Genomic DNA, 15,990 nt, shown 5'->3' on the forward strand with positions numbered 1-15,990 from the left:
CGTAGCGGCGTGCGGTTGAGGGTCCGGTCCTTCGGGGTCGGGCCCTTTGTCGTGCCCGGGGTTCACCCACTTCTGTCATTCATATTGCACGTGCACTAGAAATGTGGGTATTCTGGCATAGCCGACAACAACCCACGCACAACGGGTCGCAGCGAACAAGGGAACTCACATGGCCGCGAAGAAGCCCACCAAGCGCTACCCCTTCACCGTCTGGGTCGGGCGCTTCCCGCACTACTTCAACCTTCTGGAGAAGGCAGAGTCTTGCGCCCGCCTCTACGGCGTGAGCGTCACCGTGAACAAGGTCTCCGCGAAGTGAACTGCGACTGCGGAACCTGCTGCGATACCTGCGGACACGACACCAACTGCACCTCCCAGCAGACCCAGGCGTCCGACCCCAGCGACGACTACCACCACTGACCACCCCTCACGGTCTCCCCACCCCCTGGGAGACCACCGGGGCCGCGCCTCACCACCCCCACCGGGGCGCGGCCCCCTCCCGGACCTGAGACCTCGTGGAGATCCGTGATGAAGATCCGTGCCGACATTGCCGCCCTCATTCGTGAAGGCCACACCAACGACGCCATCGCTCACCGCCTCAGCTGCGACCGCACCACCGTGGCCAAGGCCCGGCAGGCGCTGCGCTTCCCGCCCGCGGACCTCCTCGGCCGCCTCTACGCCGAGGCTGTGCCCACGGGCCAGGTTCGTGACTACCAGCCGCCGTCGGGGCTCATGCCGTTGGCGCCGGCACGGCAGGCCGCGAACCGGGCGCAGCTCCTCGCCGCACTCCGTGGAGAAGCGGCGTGAAACCCCGTCCCTGGAGCAGCGCGCCGACATCCGCGCCCTGCTCGCCGAACGCCGCATCCGCCTCTACGCCCAGGCCCGGTTCACCGCAGCCGGCCGCCGCGCCGCCTGGCGCACCATCCACCAGCAGAAGGACAGTTCGTGAGCACGGAGACCCTGACCCGATTCCGATGCGACGCCCCGCACTGCGATGCGAACGACATCGGCTCCAGCAACATCGCCCCGCCTGACGGATGGACGGTCCTCAAGTCCACCGCCCACATCCCTGTCACGAAGGACTTCCTCGCCCCGCCACGTCGCCGATCGCGAGCTTTGTCGTACAGCGAGCGCTGCTACGGCGGGTTCTCCGTCCACCTGTGCCCCGAGCACCCGGAGGCGTTCAACGCCCACCATCCGATCACCAACGGGTACGGATACAAGTCGAACGTGGCGGTGTCCTGCTCCTGCGGGACGAACCTCGGTACGGCTGCGGCCGTCACGATGGTCGGCCAGTACCCGTCCCACGCACCCGAGAAGACCTGGTTCCGGCACCTTCCGGCCGATCTCCGCTGGTACCTGTGGCGCGGCGAACGCCAGTGGGCGACGCAGACCACGAACCACGGCTTCACCAGTACCCAGCAGTACGCCAGCGAGGAACGGGCCCGGGGCCGGGCGGACGGCGGCGCGTCGATGCACGGGCCTCCAGTGCTCGTGTTTCGGGATGCTGAGGGCGACGAGTGGAGCACGGCATGACCGCCCGCACTCCGTCGCCGAATGCCTGCCGTCACTGCGGGCTCGACCTGCGCGGCCACGCGCGGCAGTGGAAGACCGGGGTCGGCTGGCACAAGTGGACGCCGCCCACCCAGGACCAGATCAAGACCCGCATGCGTGCCCGGCGCTTCGCCCACAACAGTGCGCTCCCGACCGAGTACCACGCCACCACGGCTGAGTACACCGAGTGGAACTACGCCTGCGACACCCCGGACACCACCGAGTACTGCGCCGACTGCGGTGATCCCGAGTGCCCTCGGTGGGGCCGGATCCAGGACCGCCTCGAACAGCAGAGCTTCGACCGCATGATGGCCCGCTTCAACGCTCGGAAGGACACCCGATGACCACTGCCCTGCACCCCGACGCCGGCGCAGCGAAGTTCCAGGCGTTGAAGGACTGGCGTGACACCCACCCCAACCGGGCCTGCCGCATCGAGGAGCTGACGTGCTGGGAGACGGTCCGTCTCGACAACGGAGCGCTGCTGGTGTCGGCCCGCATCACGGGTCCTGACCCGGCCACTGCTCTGCGGGAGTTCGGTGTCCGGCAGCAGGAACGCCTCGGGCATCGTGTCGACCCGACCGCGGGGGATCAACCAGCGTTCCTCGACCTGTCCGTCCCGGATCGGACGGCGTTCTCGTGGCGGTTGGGCGGGGTGTGGGTGGAGGTGTGGCACCCGAACACCCCTGCACCGGTTCCGGCCCCGCCCCGGGCTGCACAGCCGGTTCCCCGGCCCGTCCAGCGCCCCGCCACTGGCACCCCACCGTCCGGGCGGCTCCCCCTCAGCCGCCTCACCCGCATCCGCCGCACCCTCACCACGAAGGAGAACTGACGATGCTCGTCTTCGAGCCCGTCGACCCGACCCACGTCGACAACGACGTCCCGGACGACGCGTACGCCACCTGCCAGTGCCCCAACCCGGACGACCAGTACTTGATGGAGATCGACGCCGGATCGGTAGGCCTGCGACACACCGCATGCGGGCGCCCTGCCGGCGACTGGACGGACGACGCGTACTCCATGGAGGCCGTCCCCGTGACCCTCCACTGGCACGTCGACAAGGACTACTGGACCAACGAAGTCGACGCATACGGCGACATCACCATCAACGCCCTGCCCGCCACAAAGGAGAACTGACCATGCCCAACACTCTGGAAGCGCAGGCGGTTGTCGGCCGCCGTGTCGAGTTCGCGTACTACCGGGACCAGGACACCTACCTCCCCGGCATCATCACCGCGATCACGGAGGACCCGGCAAGTCTCCGGGTCCGGCTCGACGGCGCCCGTTCCAACCTGGCGTGCCGGCCGGAGTACGACGGAATCCGGTACCTCGACGAGGTCGTACCCGTCCCGGACCTGCCGATGGGCCGCTTCACCCCGACCGCCGCGGACTTCGACGGCAAGTACGCCAGCATCCCCGTCGTTCAGTTCGAAGAGGGCGACATCGTCCTGCTCACTACGGACAACATCAAGGCGCGTGAGGCCCTGGCCGAGTTCGCCGAAGACATGCAGATCGCCCCGGACTACGCGGACCCGGCAGACCTGGTGACCCGCTCGGTGGTCTTCGAGTGGCAGCCCGAGGACGCCGAATGCCCGTGGCTCATGGACTTCGCTGCCCCGGACGCCGACCACGCCGTCCGCATCCACTACCTGCCGGCCTGAGAAGGAGACCCGAGCATGCCGATGCCGCAGCAGCCAACCATGTTCGCCTGGTGCTTCTCCCACGGCACCCTCCACCGGTTCGACCCCAGGAATCCCTGGTGCACCGCCACCTGGATCGCGTTCACAGCTGCCACCGAAGAAGACGCCCTCGCGGCCAAGAAGCAGGCATACGGCGACGCCCAGTTCCTCCATCACCTTCCGGCGGAGCAGCAGTTGGAAGTCATCGAGGCAACCAAGGCGCGCCCATGACCGCCCCCGTGCGGGTGGGCCCGTCGCCGGTTGGTGGCGGGCCCGCGGTCTCTCTCACCGCCCACGAACTCCGCGTCCTCGAGCTTGTCGCCCACGGCCACACGCAGGAAGAGATCGCCCGGCAGCTGTTCACCACGCCGAAGGGCATCACGCCGACGGTGAACCGGGCGATGCGGAAGCTTGGCGCAGCGAATGCCCCGCACGCTGTGCTGCTGGCCTGCCAGGCCGGGCTGTTGGACGGGCGGCCGCGCCGGCACGGGGACCATGCCGGGTTCGCCGCGCACGTGTATCGGGGTGAGGAGCCGTGCGAGCGGTGCTGGGAGGGCGAGCGGGCGTACCGGAGGGGCCGGAAGGTCGCCCGGGAGGCCGCGAAAGTCCACGCAGCGTAACGGAAGTCTCAACCACCCCTGGGCCGGTAACTACCCACCGTCACATCGCTGCCTTTGGAGGGCTCATGTTCCGTGAGAAGTTCAGCACCGCCCTGATCGTCATGTGGCTCGCCGCCGGCGCCGTGTTCGGTGGCATCTGGTACCTGGCCACCGGCCACCTGCCGCCCCTGTGGGTGCGCATAGCCGCCCCTATCGTCCTGTTGCCCATCCTGACGCCGCTGGAGGCCGCCCTGGCCCGACGCAACCGGCACCGCGGAACTGTGTCGTGACGCGCCGCGCGGATTGCCGGTACTGCCCGCAGCGCGTAGCCGTCACCCAGGACGGCCGACTCTGGGCCCACGGCCCCCGCACCGATCGCTGCCGGGGCTCCCAGCGGTGGCCCGCCACCCACGACCAGCCCCGCCACTACTGGCCGACCCGGCACCACGGCCGGCGCGTGACCACCATCCCCGGACCCGACACCTGGAACCCGACCGAAGGGGCAGCGGCATGACCGAGCAGGAGACGCATCAGGGCCCTGGCGTGTACGGCGGCCTGGAAACGCACCGAGGACAACGGCACGAGTGCCCAGCCCCGGACTGTGGCCCGCAAGGGGTTCACATCACCCCGAACCCCGACGGTGAGGACAGCGCCCTCATCCACTTCCCTGAGGTGGACTACGTGGACACGCAGACCTGGTGTGTGGACATCGGCATCAGCGCGGATGCGTTGCGGGAACTCCGGGACGCCATCGACAAGCACCTCGCCGCGAAGGAGACCACAGCATGACGGAGAAGACCCCGGAGGAGTTGCGGTCCCAGCGGGCGCAGCTCATCGCCTCGACCGGCATGACCGAGACGGTGCTGCGGGAGCGTGCGGCAGCGTTCCAGCTGTACCCGGAGCACGCCGACGTGTGGGCGACCGTGGAGGGCATCGACTACCTCCTCGATGGCGTCAGTCCGGAAGCGGGTGCCGTTCCCACCCAGGCCGGGGAGACGCTTCGGGAGTTGGCCCCGATGTTTGAGGGCCTGGCCCGGCTTCTGTCCACCAGCTCTCGCGACTGGGGCGAGTACCGGGTCGACGCGTGGCTGTGGGCAGTGCTGCTCGGCTGGGACTGCGAGCGGGATACCCACGACGAGACGTGTGTCCACGGGACGATGGCAGAGATGCAGCGGCTCCACGGCTGGGACGACGCCGCTGTCGCGAAGGCCCGCCGGTACAGGGCCGCTGTACAGGCGGTCATGGAACTCAACGAGGGGAAGATGGCATGACCGAGACCGTGGAGGACCGGGACCGCCGGTATCTGGTGCCCGTGGCCCGGCTGAACCTGCCGGACCAGCCGGACGAGATCCACCTGTCCGTGTACCGGTGGCTGCCTGAGTTCGACGCGTGGGCGACGGGGATGGCGATCTGCGGTTGCTCGACGCAGCAGGGGCCGCTCCCGAAGGCGACGGTGACGTGCCCGGAGTGTGTGGCGTACCGGCCGCGGTACGAGCGGATGCTCGCGCCCGGGTACCGGCCCGAGGACGACGACCCGGACATGCTGCGTGAGAGGGCTGAACGCGCTGAACGGCAGGTGGAGCAGGCCAAGGTGTTGGCGATGAAGTGGCACGAGGCTGCCGCGGTGAAGAGCGACGCGGTGATCCTGGCCGGGGTTGCTGGGGATGTTCTCCTGGCTGCTCTGAACGGTCACCTCGGGCCGGCTGGGGAGGTCGACCGGTGAGCGCGCAGAACTCGGCGGCTGCGAAGGCCGCAGCGATACGAGCCAACGCCCGGAAGGGGCTGTGGCGGCGTCTCCTGGCCGCCCTGGGCTTGGGTGGCGCGCGGGTGCGGTGTGCTGACGCTGCGGCAGCCCGGTGGGCGCACGGGGCCGCGGGGGAGGACGTCACCGCAGGGCTGCTGACCGCGCTCGAAGCCCGCGGGTGGGCGATACGGCACGACGTCCGATTACGGGGCCGGCGATTCAACGTCGACCATGTCCTCGGGTCGCCGTGCGGGACCGCAGTCGTGGCGGTGGAGACGAAGAACTGGCACCGCGGCCGCACCACCACGGTGCGGTCGGGGCGGGTGTTCTGCGGGGGCGAGGACCGGCACGACCAGGTCGAGAAGGCGGTGAAGTACGCGCGGCTCATTGAGGCGGCGCTGGGCATGCCGGGGGTGACGGTGCTGCCTGTGATGGTGGTCCACGGCTCCCCGGTGGCCGGCGGGTTCCTCGACGCGCGGGTGCAGGGCTGGGAGGGTCCGGTGTACGTGCTGGGCCCGGACCGGCTGCTCCCCACCCTGGCCGCCGCCCCGAAGATGACGAACCCCGCGCGCGCGGCTGCGGTCGCGGCGAGGATGGATTCGGTGCTTTCGCCGTACACGGAGCAGCCCTGAGTCGTACGGTGCAGGTAGAAGGTGCCGCCTGAACGAGTGGCCCGTTGTCCCTGGGGGGACGGCGGGCCACTTTCGTGTGTTCAGCGCAGGACGTTCGGGGTCGGTCCGGATTCCTCGTCCTCGTAGCCGGGGAGGGGGCGGTGGCCTTCGCTCCAGGGGTTGGACCATCCGCACAGGCCGCAGGCGTAGCGGCCGTCGAGGCCGTGGACTTCGGCGTCGCAGCCGCGGCAGCGGGTCGTGGTGATTTCCGGGGTGGCGGGGGTGACACCGGACGACCAGCCGCATTGGTTGTTGCAGGTCCAGGAGCCGTCGGGGCCTTGGGTTGCTCCGGCGCCGCAGTTTCCGCATTGCATGGCAGGCCTCCCCAGGGGTGGTGGCCTCGCCGACGGGGGTGGCGGCGAGGCCGGTTTCAGCATGGCAGGGGGTGGTGGGGGTGGGTAGGTGTTTCGCCGGGTGGGTGACGTGTCGGCGTGCCGTTCGCATCCGATATTCGAACAGACGTAGCATTGGTGCGTGCCGAAAACGTACCCCTTCCCGCAAGACCTCCTCGACGCCCAGGCCTCCCTCGCTGAGACCCGTGCCGCATCCGAGGAGTACGCCAAGACGCTGCCGTGGTCGGCCGTACCGATGCCCGGGTGGGAGGCGAACAAGCAGCTCCACAGCAACTACATCTCCTCGAAGCCCGACAGCCCCGGGTACACGGACGAGCAGGCCGCTGAGGTGGCCCGGTTCCGGGCCCGGCTGCTGGAGCTGTCCACCACGGTGATGACTCACCCGTTCTGGGCCACGGTCGGTGACGACGTCGTCAAGGCCCGGATGGCTCTGCAGCACGCCCACGAGCAGCCGGCCGAGGCCGGGGCGTAGCCGTGCCCGCTGACCCGTCGCAGGTGTCCGACCTGGAGAAGAACCGGATCCTTGCCGAGTGGCTGCGCTGGCAGCTGCGGCAGACGGAGAACCGGATCCGTGAGCTTGAGATCGCGGAGGAGCAGGAGCGGCGCCGGCGGGAGCGGGCTCGAGCTGAGATGTCGTGGAAAATCCAGCCTCAGCGGGCGGGGCGTCCGGCGATGCTGCACCGCGGGGGCTGCACTCTGTCTGCCGGTGAGCATGGGCTGATCAACCGCGAGGAAGCGATGATCGCGTTGGCTGAGCCGGATATTGAGGCGTGTGAGGTCTGTCGGCCGGAGACTGGGCTGGCGGGCGGGTAGCGGGTGGGGCGGGCTGGGCTTTTCTGGTGCCGCTCACTCTTTTGGGTGATACCCCTTGCCACTATGACTCACGTGAGTCATAGTGGAGTCATCGCCAAAGGGGAGGGAAACCCGATGAACACCACCACCGCCGCCAACACCGCCAAGGTCACCGTCGCCACCATCCGCGACTGGGCCCGCCGCGGCATCATCGCCGCCACCAAGGTCGCCGGCCGGTGGGTCATCGACACCAACTCCCTCACCCACCGCATCAACATCGGCGCCATGCGCACCAGGAAGACAGCACCCGTGATCAACCTCGGCGCCACCTACTCCTACACCCCCGTCGGCAACGACACCCCCCGCGCCATCACCCCGGTCGTGAAGCGCCGCATGAACGGGCGCGGCATCAACATCATCTCGGTATCCAACCTCACCGCCCTCTTCGCTGACCGGTTCGACGCCATCACCGACGAGGGCGACCGCCTCCACGCCCTGACCGTCTTCGCTGGCGCCACCATCGCCATCTGGGAGAACGGGGAGCTGCGCACCACCTACCGCGGCGGCGCTGCTGGCATCACCGTCGATGACGTCCTGGGCCTCGCCGCCAAGCTCCGCACGCAGCTCGCCGCCTGACCCTCACCTCACCCGGTACCTGAAGGAGCCCCACCATGGCCGTCACCACCACCTACGGCAGCTGGCTGAACAAGACAGGCGAACTGACCATCGGCCACACCATCCAGGCCGCGGTCGGCGAATACGCCGACGATTTCGACCTGGATGCCATCAAGGACGACTATGTCACCGCGATCAACGCCGCCCTTCCCGACGGGGTGTTTCTGGCCGGTGACGAGTTCCACGGCCCGTACTACGACGCCGACGCCGACTTCGACGGGTACGACCTGGACGAGGACGGCCGGCTCGACATCAAGGCGATCGTCGCCGCCGTCGACCTGATGCCGATCGTTGAGGCGAACGAGGTGTGGACGATCGACAGGGTCGCGGAAGAGCTGGGCTTCAAGGGCGACTCGGCGAAGGGGACCGCCCGCAAGACGCTGTCGCGGTGGGGTGTGGAGCGGCACGACATGGTCGACCACCCCGACAGCGGCCGCCCGCAGGCCCGGTACAAGGCCGCCGACGTGAAGGCCGCCCAGGCCGCCGCCCCGCGCCGCAGGGTCCGGCCCTGACGCAGCCCCCGGTGTCGGCCGCTTTGTGCGGCTGGCACCTACTCGTTCCTGATCGTTGCCACTGGAGAAGAACGCGTGATACCGACTGCATGCAAATCCCCTCGTGCAAGTTGCGGTACCCCGTCAGGGTGGCGGGCCGGCGGGCGCTGCCCCCAGTGCCGTTCCGCGCACAATCAGGCCGATGCCGCCCGCCGTGGCCTGAGCGACGAACAGCGGACCCGGGCCCTGAGCGTGCTTCGGCGCCCCGACGGAACGCCAGAGAAGGCTGCCGAGGCGGCCGGGGTGAGCCCACGATCGCTGTCGCAGGCGGCCAGGGCGGACGGAGAGCTGCGTGCGGCACTCGACGGGATGCCTGAGGCCGTCCAGGTCATCGCCCGGCAGGGGGACTGGCTGGCGGCACTCACACGCTTGGGCGGAGACCAGAAGGCGGCGGCCTTAGCTATCGGGATCAACCCCAACGCACCCAACAATTGGCGGCAGCGCGACCCGGAGTTCGATGCTGTGGTTGTTGCCGTTCTCGCGTGGGTTGATTCGGCGAACGCCCGCGTAATCAAGCGACGCCGCGTCGATGGGCGGCCCCGAGCCGTCACTATCGATCAGCTCGATGCGGCCGCCGCCCAGTTGGAGCAGGGCGCGAGCATCGCGGCGGCAAGTCGGCTTGCGGGGATGTCGAGGCCTACCCTCATAAGTCGGGCTTCGGACAGTCCTCGTCTGAGTGCCGCTCTGGCGGCTTACAGGAACAGGCTCCACGGCCGTTCCTGACCTCTGCAACGCAGGGCCAGGGGCAACCCGGGCCACCGCCCGTACTCCGATCCTCACGCCAGAGTGCGGCTCCCGCATCTGAGCTGGGCGGTGGAGGCCGTCGCTACTGTGCGACTTCGTACTTCACGACGGTGTCGGGGCAGTCTGCTGCCAGCTTGTCCAGAGCGGCCCGCTCCTTGCCGTCCGCGGCCAGCTTCCACCGCAGCTTTGTTCCGACCCAGTCGGCGCCGTAGGTGCACTGGGCGGAGGCGGCCGGCGGGAGCCACTCGGCCGGATCCCGGTCGGCCTTCTGTCGATTCGTCCGTGCGGTGACAGCGACCAGCGACCGGTCGGCGTCGAGGTCGTTGGCGTACCGCTCGCGCCGGTCCGCGTCCCACTGGGATGCCCCGGAATCCCAGGCTTCGGCGAGCGGCACGACGTGGTCGATGTCGAGCTTCGTGGCGGCGTCCACGGTGACCTCGTCGTAGTACGACAGCCACTCGCCAGCGGTCAGGGCACACCGGGCTCCTTGCTCGGGTGCTTTGACGGCCTCGGCGAGCAAGACTTCCTTGCGGGTGTCGCAGCCGTCCTTGTCGGCATCAACCCACAGGTGGAAGCTGTCGCGCTCGTACCCGGTGCGGTTCTCGGTGCCGTTGGGGATCTTCGCGATGGCGTCGGCCAGAGACAGGTCACTCCCTCCAGCCGGGGCGCCGGGGGCGGCCGACGCCTTCCCAGGCGCCGGCGAGGAAGCGGCGGCCGAAGGCTTCGAGTCGGCCTCCGATTGCGCTGCTCCGGGGTTACACCCGACGAGAGACGCGATGAGAAGAGCGGTGGCAATCGGGGCGGCGGCGGTGAGACGGTGCGCTGTCACAGCGGAACTCCGGCTGATCAGAGGCTGACGGGCCCTCATAATCGCAGGCCAGGCGCCCCGGTGACAGGGGGTCATGTGTGCAGGTGGTACGCCTTGCCGCCCGGTGATGGCATCGGCTTCGAGGTGAGGACACCACCGGGCGCGTACAGCGTGGCACGAGGCACTGACAACGCCGCGGTGGTCAGGACTCTTCCGCCGCTTGCGGTAGAGAAGTCGACCGGTGCAGGGGCGTGGTGGCGATGTCGCCGGCCGCGGTCTGCTCGGACAGCAGGTAGTACGTCTTCCCGCCGTCGGTGGAGAACGCTTCGGAGTTGCGGATGGATTGCCACAGGGGGAGTGGCGTCATCCCTTCGGCGTGCCGGTCCAGCCATTCCGCAGGGTTGTCGGTGAGGTCGGTGAGGGGCTGGTACCGGAGGAGGCGTTCAAGGTAGGCGATGGCGTGCGGGGCGCTGCCGCCGCTGTGGCCCATGTCGGCGAACGCCTGGACGACTTTGCAGAGGCCGCGGATGGTGTCGCGGTCTTCGCCGAGGATGCGGAGTTCGCGGCGGGCGTGCGCGACGAGGTTCGACTCGGTGCTGGCGCGGCGCCGTGTCGGCTTGGCCTGCCGTGCAGATTCAAGGGCGCCGGGGATGGCGGGGGCTTCGCTTTCGGGGCAGGAAGGGGTCATGTCTTCCATGCTGCGCCCGGCATGGCGGTTCGTTGCCCCCGGTCGGGTGCGGGCCGACGCGGGGGCTGGTGGCGCGGTGGGTGGGGTCAGTCCTGCCATTCGCCGCGGAGCGCGGACAGGGTGAACCCGGGCCCGAACGCGGCGGCGACGCCGAGGGCCCCACCGTGGGGTGGGGTTGTGTGGGTGCGGGCGAGGATGTCGAGGACGCTGGCCCCACCCAGGTTTCCGTTCTCCGACAGGGAGGCGTAGGAGTGGTGGGCGTCCACGTCGTCGAGCCCGAGCGCTTGGGCGACGTCGCGGATGATGCTGGGCCCGCCGGGGTGGATGACGGCCCAGTCGACGATGTCCTGGCCGAGCCATTCGCGGAGGGCGGGCATGGTCTGGCCGGCGGAAGCGGGGGCTTGGCGTGTGCTGTCGAAGTGCATGCCGGTCGCGTCGAGGCGGCCGGCGTACCGGTCGAGGCTGTCGGGGAGCCAGTATTCGAGGGTGTCGTCGATGCGGAGCCCGGGCTGCAGCGGGGTGGCGGTGACGATGGTTGCGGCCGCGGAGTCGGCGAACAGCGCCTTGTAGATCATGCTGGGGATGCTGGTGTCGGCGTGATTGTACGACGTGGACAGGGCTTCGGTGGCGACGACGAGGACGCGGTCGGTGGGGCGGGCGGTGACGTAGTCGTGTGCGCGGATGAGGGTGTGGACCCCGCCGGCGCACGCGAGGGTCGTCATGGGGAGGCGCCGCGTGGTGGGGGGTAGGCCGAGGGCGTTGATGAGGTGCACGTCGAGGTTGGGGACGCTGTACCCGGTGGCGTGGGAGGTGATGACCGCGTCGATGTCGGAGGGGTGGAGGCCGGCCGCGGTGATGGCGCGGGTCGCGGCGTTGGTGGCCATGGTGACGGCGTCATCGAACGCAACCTGTGTGCGGGCGGCCACCCCGGCGGTTCCGGCGACGGTGGGGGACTGCAGGGGGCGGGTGAAGTGCCGGGTGGACACCCCACAGTTGCCTATCGCCCGGAGGATGACACCGAGCCTCGGGTGGTCGTGGTGGCGGGACCGGATGTCGTCGAGGATTTCAGCGGTCGTGACCTTGTGGGCGGGAAGGGTGACCTGCGGGGCGGTGACATAGGCGGGCACGGGTCCTCCACGGGCTCGGGGCAGTCCGCCCAACCTACGGCCGGGTGGCTGAATCATTGCCCCTGGCTGATTCTGGTGGTGCTGGTGTGGCGGGTGGGAACTACGGCCGCCAGTCGTCGCGGTAGTCGGCGTACGACAGGGCGAGCAGGCGCAGCGCGAACCGCCAGGAATCTACCTTGGCTCCCGAGACGTCCCGCTGGTCTTCGTGGGGCGCGGTGCGCTCGCCGTGGGTGGCCACGTCGTAGGCGTGAAGCATCCGCTTTCCCGCCTCGACTTCGCGGAGGACGCGGGCCGGGTCATGGCGGGCGATGTGGCGGCTGTCCTCGGGCGGGACGAACGCGATCTGCTGCTCGGGGTCGTAGTCGTACCAGCCGGAGCCTGCCGCACGAGCGATCCGCTCGTCTTCGTCGAGGCGGTCGCGGAGGAACTGCACCAGGTCGTCGGTCATCAGGGTCTCCACTCAGTTGCGGTTGGTGTCGGGGGCGGCGTGTCCGGGTGCGCGGAGTGGGGGCCGTGCCGTGGCGTGGCATTCCCCGGCCCAGAACAGCAGGATCATGAGGCGGGCGCCGGGGCTGCTGTCCGGGGAGGCTGAACACATGGTGACCCAGCCAGGACCGTGGATGGGGTGGCGCAGGGGCCGTTCGTCGCCGTCGGGGTGGTTCACGACACCGGGCGCCTGGTAGAGGGGGCCGACGATGGGGTCGGCGAGGACATCGGTTTCGAGCTGCTTGAGGGTGGGGTCGCGGCGTGCGGCCAGCGCGGCCCGGAGCTGGGGGAGGATGCGTGGCGCCCATGCCGTTTCCCAGTCGGTGAGAACGGTGCGGGCTTCGTCGGCCAGGCACATCCATCGCAGGACGTTGGCGGGGACCTGCCGGGAGGGGAACATGCCTGTGAACTGTGGGTTGTGGGTCAGGACGTTCCACGCGGCGTCGCACACGTACGCCATGTGGTCCATGCCCTCGACGGCGTCCGCCCACGTGCCGAGGACCTGGTATCCGGTGTCGGGGTTGAGGGGGCCTGGGGGTTCCTGCTCGCGGGCGTACCGGTGGAGCATCACCCACTCGTCCTCGGTGAGGCGGAGGAGTTTCCCGAGGTCACGGAGGAGGTCGGTGGGTGGGTTGGGGTACTTCCCGGCTTCGAGGCGGTGGCAGGTGTGGATGCCGCGGCCGAGCAGTTGGTCGACTTGCTGTTGTGACAGGCCGTCGGCTCGCCGGCCTTGCTTCGCGGGGCGGGACAGTCCGACTGTTTCTGGATTAATTCGGGCGCGGCGTTCGCTGAGGAACTGGCGCAGCGACTCTTTGTGCATGTGCTGATTCCCCCGTGCTGATGTTCGTGTTGACGGTGACGAAGTCTAAATAGTCATCAGTTGTTTTGTAATAAAAATTGGCCGAAGAAAAACGGGTGCTGGTCCGGCATGATGTGCGAAGCGGGGCTACGACCAGCACATTTGATGGTCCGTCACCTTGCTGGATGCGCCGCCGATCGGGATCCCACACAGCCCGGCGGCCAGGTACGGGGAGAGCGTAGAACTGGGTTCGTATTCCGGTGTGTGGTACCGGAAAGCTTCGCAGCACGACCCCGATTTCTACGCTCTCCCTACTCTTTCCCCGACTTTCTTTGGGGTGAAGTTCACTGCGTGTCAGATTCCGTGGTGAGTCCGGCCGGGCGGTGGGTCAGGCGGTGGGCCGTTCGGGGTGGTGCCGGATGAGGTGCTTGGTCCAGTGCGTGGACGGGATGGGTGCCGCGTCCGGGCCGCAGTGGGGGCAGGAGACCGGGGGCCCGATGGTGGTGAACAGCCCGGCGCGTACTTCGTCCGGTGTGGGTCCGTGGCGGTCGCCGAACGGTGCGGCCTCCGTGGTGGTGGTCTGCTGCTCGTCGAGGGCGGTGGTGATGTCGCTGAGGGCTTCGCGGTAGCCGTTGCCGAACTCGCTGCGGGCGGTGACGGGCTCTCCGGCGATCCAGGCACGCACGCGTTCGATGGCGGCCTCGGCGGTCCAGGCGGCCTGGATGGCTCCCTTGTAGGCGCGCTTGTTGCTCTCGCAGACAGCGCGCAGCGTGTCCCGCTCGGCCTGCATCTGCCGGATGAGGGCTCGGAGGTGGTCTTGCTCGCCGTGGAGGATGACGCCGTCGAAGGATCGGGTGAGGAGGTGGTGGATCATCTCGTCGTCGGTCATCGCGTCGGCTCCTCGGTGGCGTCGGCTGTGGTGGCGGGGAGTTCGAGGCGGGCCGTGATGATCAGCCGCGTCCCGGGCGGGTAGTCGGCGGCGATGGCGCGGAAGCCGGGGCCCTGGACGATGCCGTGGTTGCCCTTCTCGGCGCCTTCCGGCCCCCAGAAGTGGCCGATCAGCTTGGGCGGGTCGTCGCGCGTGTAGCCGGTGACGTAGCTGGGGTGCAGTGCGAGGACTGCGGTCGTCTGGGCGTTGTCGACGGACAGGACCTCGTCCGGCTTGGAGTGGCGGTAGCACTGCCACTTGGCGGGGAGGTCGGCGATATCGCGGCGGGCGATGTACTCGACGAAGCTGGTTTCCCGGCACCCGGTGGTGGCGCAGGTGCGGGTGATGGTTCGGCGGCGGGTCATGTCGTGCTCCTTGATGGCGTCTCGGTCGTGCTGTGCGGTGCCGATGTGCTGGCTGTGTGGCCGCTGTTGCCCGTGTCCGGGCTTGCGGCGTCCTCGGTGGCCCTCCCGGAGCAGCAGGACCGTGCAGGCGGTCAGTGCGGCCAGGAGAGCCACCGCGGGGGCGGCATGGGCCAGGGTCACGGGAGCAGTGGGGCCCACGTGTCGCGGAGCGTGGCCGCGCACGAGATGAGCCAGGAGCGGACCGCGTCTTCGTCAGCCTCGGTGATCGGCATCTCGGCCGAGCAGGCAATGGCCTTCCGCTGGAGGATGAAGAACAGCTTCAGCGTCTCCGGCGCGTCCTTCTCCCAATCCCAGCGGTAGAGCAGATTCATGTCCCGGTCGCCGCTGTAGAACGTCGTCTCGGTGAACTCGGCCCATGACGAGAACAGGTTGTGCAGCCCGCCCTTGTAGAAGTTGCCCTCGGCTGCGTAGTACGGGTGCTCGGTCTCCCAGAGGGGCACGACGGTGCTCGGCTGCTGCGTCACTTCGCCGCCTCGGTCTCGGTGTCCGGCCGGTCGGCGGCGGGCTTGAACCCGTTGCGCGTCACCGCCCTGCGGACCGCCTTGGCCTGGTGCTCCCAGTACGAGCGCTGGTCGTCGTCGAGGTTGCCCCAGACCGTGGGCCCGGTCACCGCGAACCGCTGGTGCAGCCACGCGGGGAGGGTGTCGGCACCCGCCTCGGTCTTGGGTAGGTCCAGCCCTCCGTTGCGGCCGGTACGCTCGCGCTCCTCGTAGCTGAACGGGTCCACCACCTCGGGCTGCTGCGCCTCGTCGGCCATGCGGCGGAGGCCGTCAGCCTCGTCGCGGTCTGGGCGGGGCCCGGCCAAGTCGTCGGTGATCGCCTGGTAGTAGGCGTAGCCGGTAGCGCCCTGGTCCTTCAGGGTCCTGATCGTCGAGCGGATGCGGCGGAGCGTGGACGTGGCCTCATTGACCTTGGCGAGCAGGCCGTCCGGGTCGTCGGCGGCCTCCCGCAGCACGGCGGACCGGTCGACGGACGCGGGCAGGACGGCCAGGACGGCGTCGGCACGCTGGTGGTAGTCCTCAATGAGGCCGCTGTGCAGGCTGTTGCGGCCCGGTCCCCAGATGATGCCGTCCGCCGTGGCCAGCACCTCGGCGATGCGGTTACGCAGGTCGGTGTCGACGGGCGTGGTCTCGGGCTGCTGGTCGGTGGTGCCGAGGACCTGCCGGGCCGTCAGCGCGGTAGTGAGTCGCGTCCGCAGCTGGCAGCCGCCGCAGGTGAGGTCCATACCGACGGTGTCGTGACGTCCCGCGTGGTCATGAGTGACAGTCAGGTACGTCTCCGCCTGCCGAAGCAGTGTGCGGTGGTCGGTGGTGGGTGTGGTGTCGAGCATGCGGGGTCTCCTGGGTGCGGGCCGGCCGGAACCGGATCTGCGG

Annotated in this window: 29 protein-coding genes; 19 read left to right on the top strand and 10 right to left on the bottom strand. The window is 69.2% G+C overall.

Annotated elements, in window-relative coordinates:
- Window positions 1-169 precede the first annotated feature (169 nt).
- The 15 genes from ABT025_RS18555 to ABT025_RS18625 all read left to right on the top strand — a co-directional run bounded on the left by ABT025_RS18555 (window position 170) and on the right by ABT025_RS18625 (window position 6,202).
- A complete protein-coding gene (locus ABT025_RS18555) occupies window positions 170-316 on the top strand; it encodes a hypothetical protein (RefSeq protein ID WP_350995247.1) in 147 nt (48 codons plus the stop codon).
- Between the two features lie 209 nt (window positions 317-525).
- The gene (locus ABT025_RS18560; RefSeq protein ID WP_350995249.1) at window positions 526-804 is read left to right on the top strand and encodes a helix-turn-helix domain-containing protein; all 279 of its coding nucleotides are present in this window, start codon (window positions 526-528) and stop codon (window positions 802-804) included.
- Entirely contained in the window at window positions 788-946 is a 159-nt protein-coding gene (locus tag ABT025_RS18565) for a hypothetical protein (protein ID WP_350995251.1), read from the top strand. The genes ABT025_RS18560 and ABT025_RS18565 overlap by 17 nt, the downstream gene beginning before the upstream one ends.
- Window positions 943-1,533: a hypothetical protein gene (locus ABT025_RS18570; RefSeq protein ID WP_350995253.1), complete on the top strand. Its 591-nt coding sequence runs from the start codon at window positions 943-945 to the stop codon at window positions 1,531-1,533. The genes ABT025_RS18565 and ABT025_RS18570 overlap by 4 nt, the downstream gene beginning before the upstream one ends.
- Window positions 1,530-1,895, top strand: coding sequence for a hypothetical protein (locus tag ABT025_RS18575; protein ID WP_350995255.1), 366 nt, complete (start codon window positions 1,530-1,532; stop codon window positions 1,893-1,895). The genes ABT025_RS18570 and ABT025_RS18575 overlap by 4 nt, the downstream gene beginning before the upstream one ends.
- Window positions 1,892-2,380 carry a hypothetical protein gene (locus ABT025_RS18580; RefSeq protein WP_350995257.1) on the top strand — a complete coding sequence of 163 codons (489 nt, stop codon included), beginning with the start codon at window positions 1,892-1,894 and terminating at the stop codon, window positions 2,378-2,380. The genes ABT025_RS18575 and ABT025_RS18580 overlap by 4 nt, the downstream gene beginning before the upstream one ends.
- A 2-nt stretch (window positions 2,381-2,382) precedes the next feature.
- Window positions 2,383-2,685 carry a hypothetical protein gene (locus ABT025_RS18585; RefSeq protein WP_350995259.1) on the top strand — a complete coding sequence of 101 codons (303 nt, stop codon included), beginning with the start codon at window positions 2,383-2,385 and terminating at the stop codon, window positions 2,683-2,685.
- 2 nt (window positions 2,686-2,687) lie between these two features.
- Window positions 2,688-3,209: a hypothetical protein gene (locus tag ABT025_RS18590; RefSeq protein WP_350995261.1), complete on the top strand. Its 522-nt coding sequence runs from the start codon at window positions 2,688-2,690 to the stop codon at window positions 3,207-3,209.
- 15 nt (window positions 3,210-3,224) lie between these two features.
- Entirely contained in the window at window positions 3,225-3,458 is a 234-nt protein-coding gene (locus ABT025_RS18595) for a hypothetical protein (RefSeq protein WP_350995263.1), read from the top strand.
- Window positions 3,455-3,847 carry a LuxR C-terminal-related transcriptional regulator gene (locus ABT025_RS18600; protein ID WP_350995265.1) on the top strand — a complete coding sequence of 131 codons (393 nt, stop codon included), beginning with the start codon at window positions 3,455-3,457 and terminating at the stop codon, window positions 3,845-3,847. Before ABT025_RS18595 ends, ABT025_RS18600 begins: the two co-directional genes overlap by 4 nt.
- 65 nt (window positions 3,848-3,912) lie before the next feature.
- Entirely contained in the window at window positions 3,913-4,116 is a 204-nt protein-coding gene (locus ABT025_RS18605; RefSeq protein ID WP_350995267.1) for a hypothetical protein, read from the top strand.
- 220 nt (window positions 4,117-4,336) lie between these two features.
- On the top strand, window positions 4,337-4,615 hold the full coding sequence (locus ABT025_RS18610; RefSeq protein WP_350995269.1) for a hypothetical protein: 279 nt from the start codon (window positions 4,337-4,339) through the stop codon (window positions 4,613-4,615).
- On the top strand, window positions 4,612-5,097 hold the full coding sequence (locus tag ABT025_RS18615; protein ID WP_350995271.1) for a hypothetical protein: 486 nt from the start codon (window positions 4,612-4,614) through the stop codon (window positions 5,095-5,097). The genes ABT025_RS18610 and ABT025_RS18615 overlap by 4 nt, the downstream gene beginning before the upstream one ends.
- The gene (locus ABT025_RS18620; protein WP_350995273.1) at window positions 5,094-5,549 is read left to right on the top strand and encodes a hypothetical protein; all 456 of its coding nucleotides are present in this window, start codon (window positions 5,094-5,096) and stop codon (window positions 5,547-5,549) included. The genes ABT025_RS18615 and ABT025_RS18620 overlap by 4 nt, the downstream gene beginning before the upstream one ends.
- Complete coding sequence (locus tag ABT025_RS18625; protein ID WP_350995275.1) at window positions 5,546-6,202, top strand: nuclease-related domain-containing protein; 657 nt, start codon at window positions 5,546-5,548, stop codon at window positions 6,200-6,202. Before ABT025_RS18620 ends, ABT025_RS18625 begins: the two co-directional genes overlap by 4 nt.
- Before the next feature lie 80 nt (window positions 6,203-6,282).
- Here ABT025_RS18625 and ABT025_RS18630 read toward each other — a convergent pair whose 3' ends face one another.
- Entirely contained in the window at window positions 6,283-6,555 is a 273-nt protein-coding gene (locus ABT025_RS18630) for a hypothetical protein (RefSeq protein WP_350995277.1), read from the bottom strand.
- A gap of 160 nt (window positions 6,556-6,715) precedes the next feature.
- Between ABT025_RS18630 and ABT025_RS18635 the strand changes: the two genes are divergently transcribed.
- The 4 genes from ABT025_RS18635 (at window position 6,716) to ABT025_RS18650 (ending at window position 8,573) form a co-directional block, all read left to right on the top strand.
- On the top strand, window positions 6,716-7,066 hold the full coding sequence (locus tag ABT025_RS18635; RefSeq protein ID WP_350995279.1) for a DUF8825 domain-containing protein: 351 nt from the start codon (window positions 6,716-6,718) through the stop codon (window positions 7,064-7,066).
- 23 nt (window positions 7,067-7,089) lie between these two features.
- On the top strand, window positions 7,090-7,407 hold the full coding sequence (locus ABT025_RS18640) for a DUF6233 domain-containing protein (protein WP_350995281.1): 318 nt from the start codon (window positions 7,090-7,092) through the stop codon (window positions 7,405-7,407).
- Between the two features lie 114 nt (window positions 7,408-7,521).
- The gene (locus tag ABT025_RS18645; protein ID WP_350995283.1) at window positions 7,522-8,022 is read left to right on the top strand and encodes a helix-turn-helix domain-containing protein; all 501 of its coding nucleotides are present in this window, start codon (window positions 7,522-7,524) and stop codon (window positions 8,020-8,022) included.
- Between the two features lie 35 nt (window positions 8,023-8,057).
- Window positions 8,058-8,573 (top strand): hypothetical protein, encoded by a 516-nt coding sequence (locus ABT025_RS18650; RefSeq protein ID WP_350995285.1) that lies wholly within the window; start codon window positions 8,058-8,060, stop codon window positions 8,571-8,573.
- Between the two features lie 865 nt (window positions 8,574-9,438).
- Here the strand turns inward: ABT025_RS18650 and ABT025_RS18655 are convergent.
- The 9 genes from ABT025_RS18655 to ABT025_RS18695 all read right to left on the bottom strand — a co-directional run bounded on the left by ABT025_RS18655 (window position 9,439) and on the right by ABT025_RS18695 (window position 15,947).
- The gene (locus ABT025_RS18655; RefSeq protein ID WP_350995287.1) at window positions 9,439-10,185 is read right to left on the bottom strand and encodes an HNH endonuclease family protein; all 747 of its coding nucleotides are present in this window, start codon (window positions 10,183-10,185) and stop codon (window positions 9,439-9,441) included.
- A gap of 181 nt (window positions 10,186-10,366) precedes the next feature.
- Window positions 10,367-10,861: a hypothetical protein gene (locus tag ABT025_RS18660; RefSeq protein WP_350995289.1), complete on the bottom strand. Its 495-nt coding sequence runs from the start codon at window positions 10,859-10,861 to the stop codon at window positions 10,367-10,369.
- Between the two features lie 77 nt (window positions 10,862-10,938).
- Complete coding sequence (locus tag ABT025_RS18665) at window positions 10,939-11,979, bottom strand: type III polyketide synthase (protein WP_350995290.1); 1,041 nt, start codon at window positions 11,977-11,979, stop codon at window positions 10,939-10,941.
- A 100-nt stretch (window positions 11,980-12,079) separates the two neighbouring features.
- Complete coding sequence (locus ABT025_RS18670) at window positions 12,080-12,427, bottom strand: DUF6221 family protein (protein WP_350995292.1); 348 nt, start codon at window positions 12,425-12,427, stop codon at window positions 12,080-12,082.
- 12 nt (window positions 12,428-12,439) lie between these two features.
- Entirely contained in the window at window positions 12,440-13,285 is an 846-nt protein-coding gene (locus ABT025_RS18675; protein WP_350995294.1) for an MmyB family transcriptional regulator, read from the bottom strand.
- Window positions 13,286-13,652: 367 nt separating this feature from the next.
- Entirely contained in the window at window positions 13,653-14,153 is a 501-nt protein-coding gene (locus ABT025_RS18680; protein ID WP_350995296.1) for a hypothetical protein, read from the bottom strand.
- A complete protein-coding gene (locus tag ABT025_RS18685) occupies window positions 14,150-14,737 on the bottom strand; it encodes a hypothetical protein (protein ID WP_350995298.1) in 588 nt (195 codons plus the stop codon). Before ABT025_RS18685 ends, ABT025_RS18680 begins: the two co-directional genes overlap by 4 nt.
- Window positions 14,734-15,081 carry a hypothetical protein gene (locus ABT025_RS18690; RefSeq protein ID WP_350995300.1) on the bottom strand — a complete coding sequence of 116 codons (348 nt, stop codon included), beginning with the start codon at window positions 15,079-15,081 and terminating at the stop codon, window positions 14,734-14,736. The genes ABT025_RS18685 and ABT025_RS18690 overlap by 4 nt, the downstream gene beginning before the upstream one ends.
- The gene (locus tag ABT025_RS18695; RefSeq protein ID WP_350995304.1) at window positions 15,078-15,947 is read right to left on the bottom strand and encodes a hypothetical protein; all 870 of its coding nucleotides are present in this window, start codon (window positions 15,945-15,947) and stop codon (window positions 15,078-15,080) included. The genes ABT025_RS18690 and ABT025_RS18695 overlap by 4 nt, the downstream gene beginning before the upstream one ends.
- Window positions 15,948-15,990 lie beyond the last annotated feature (43 nt).

Source organism: Streptomyces sp. NPDC002809 (genome assembly GCF_040295435.1).
Lineage (GTDB): Bacteria > Actinomycetota > Actinomycetes > Streptomycetales > Streptomycetaceae > Streptomyces.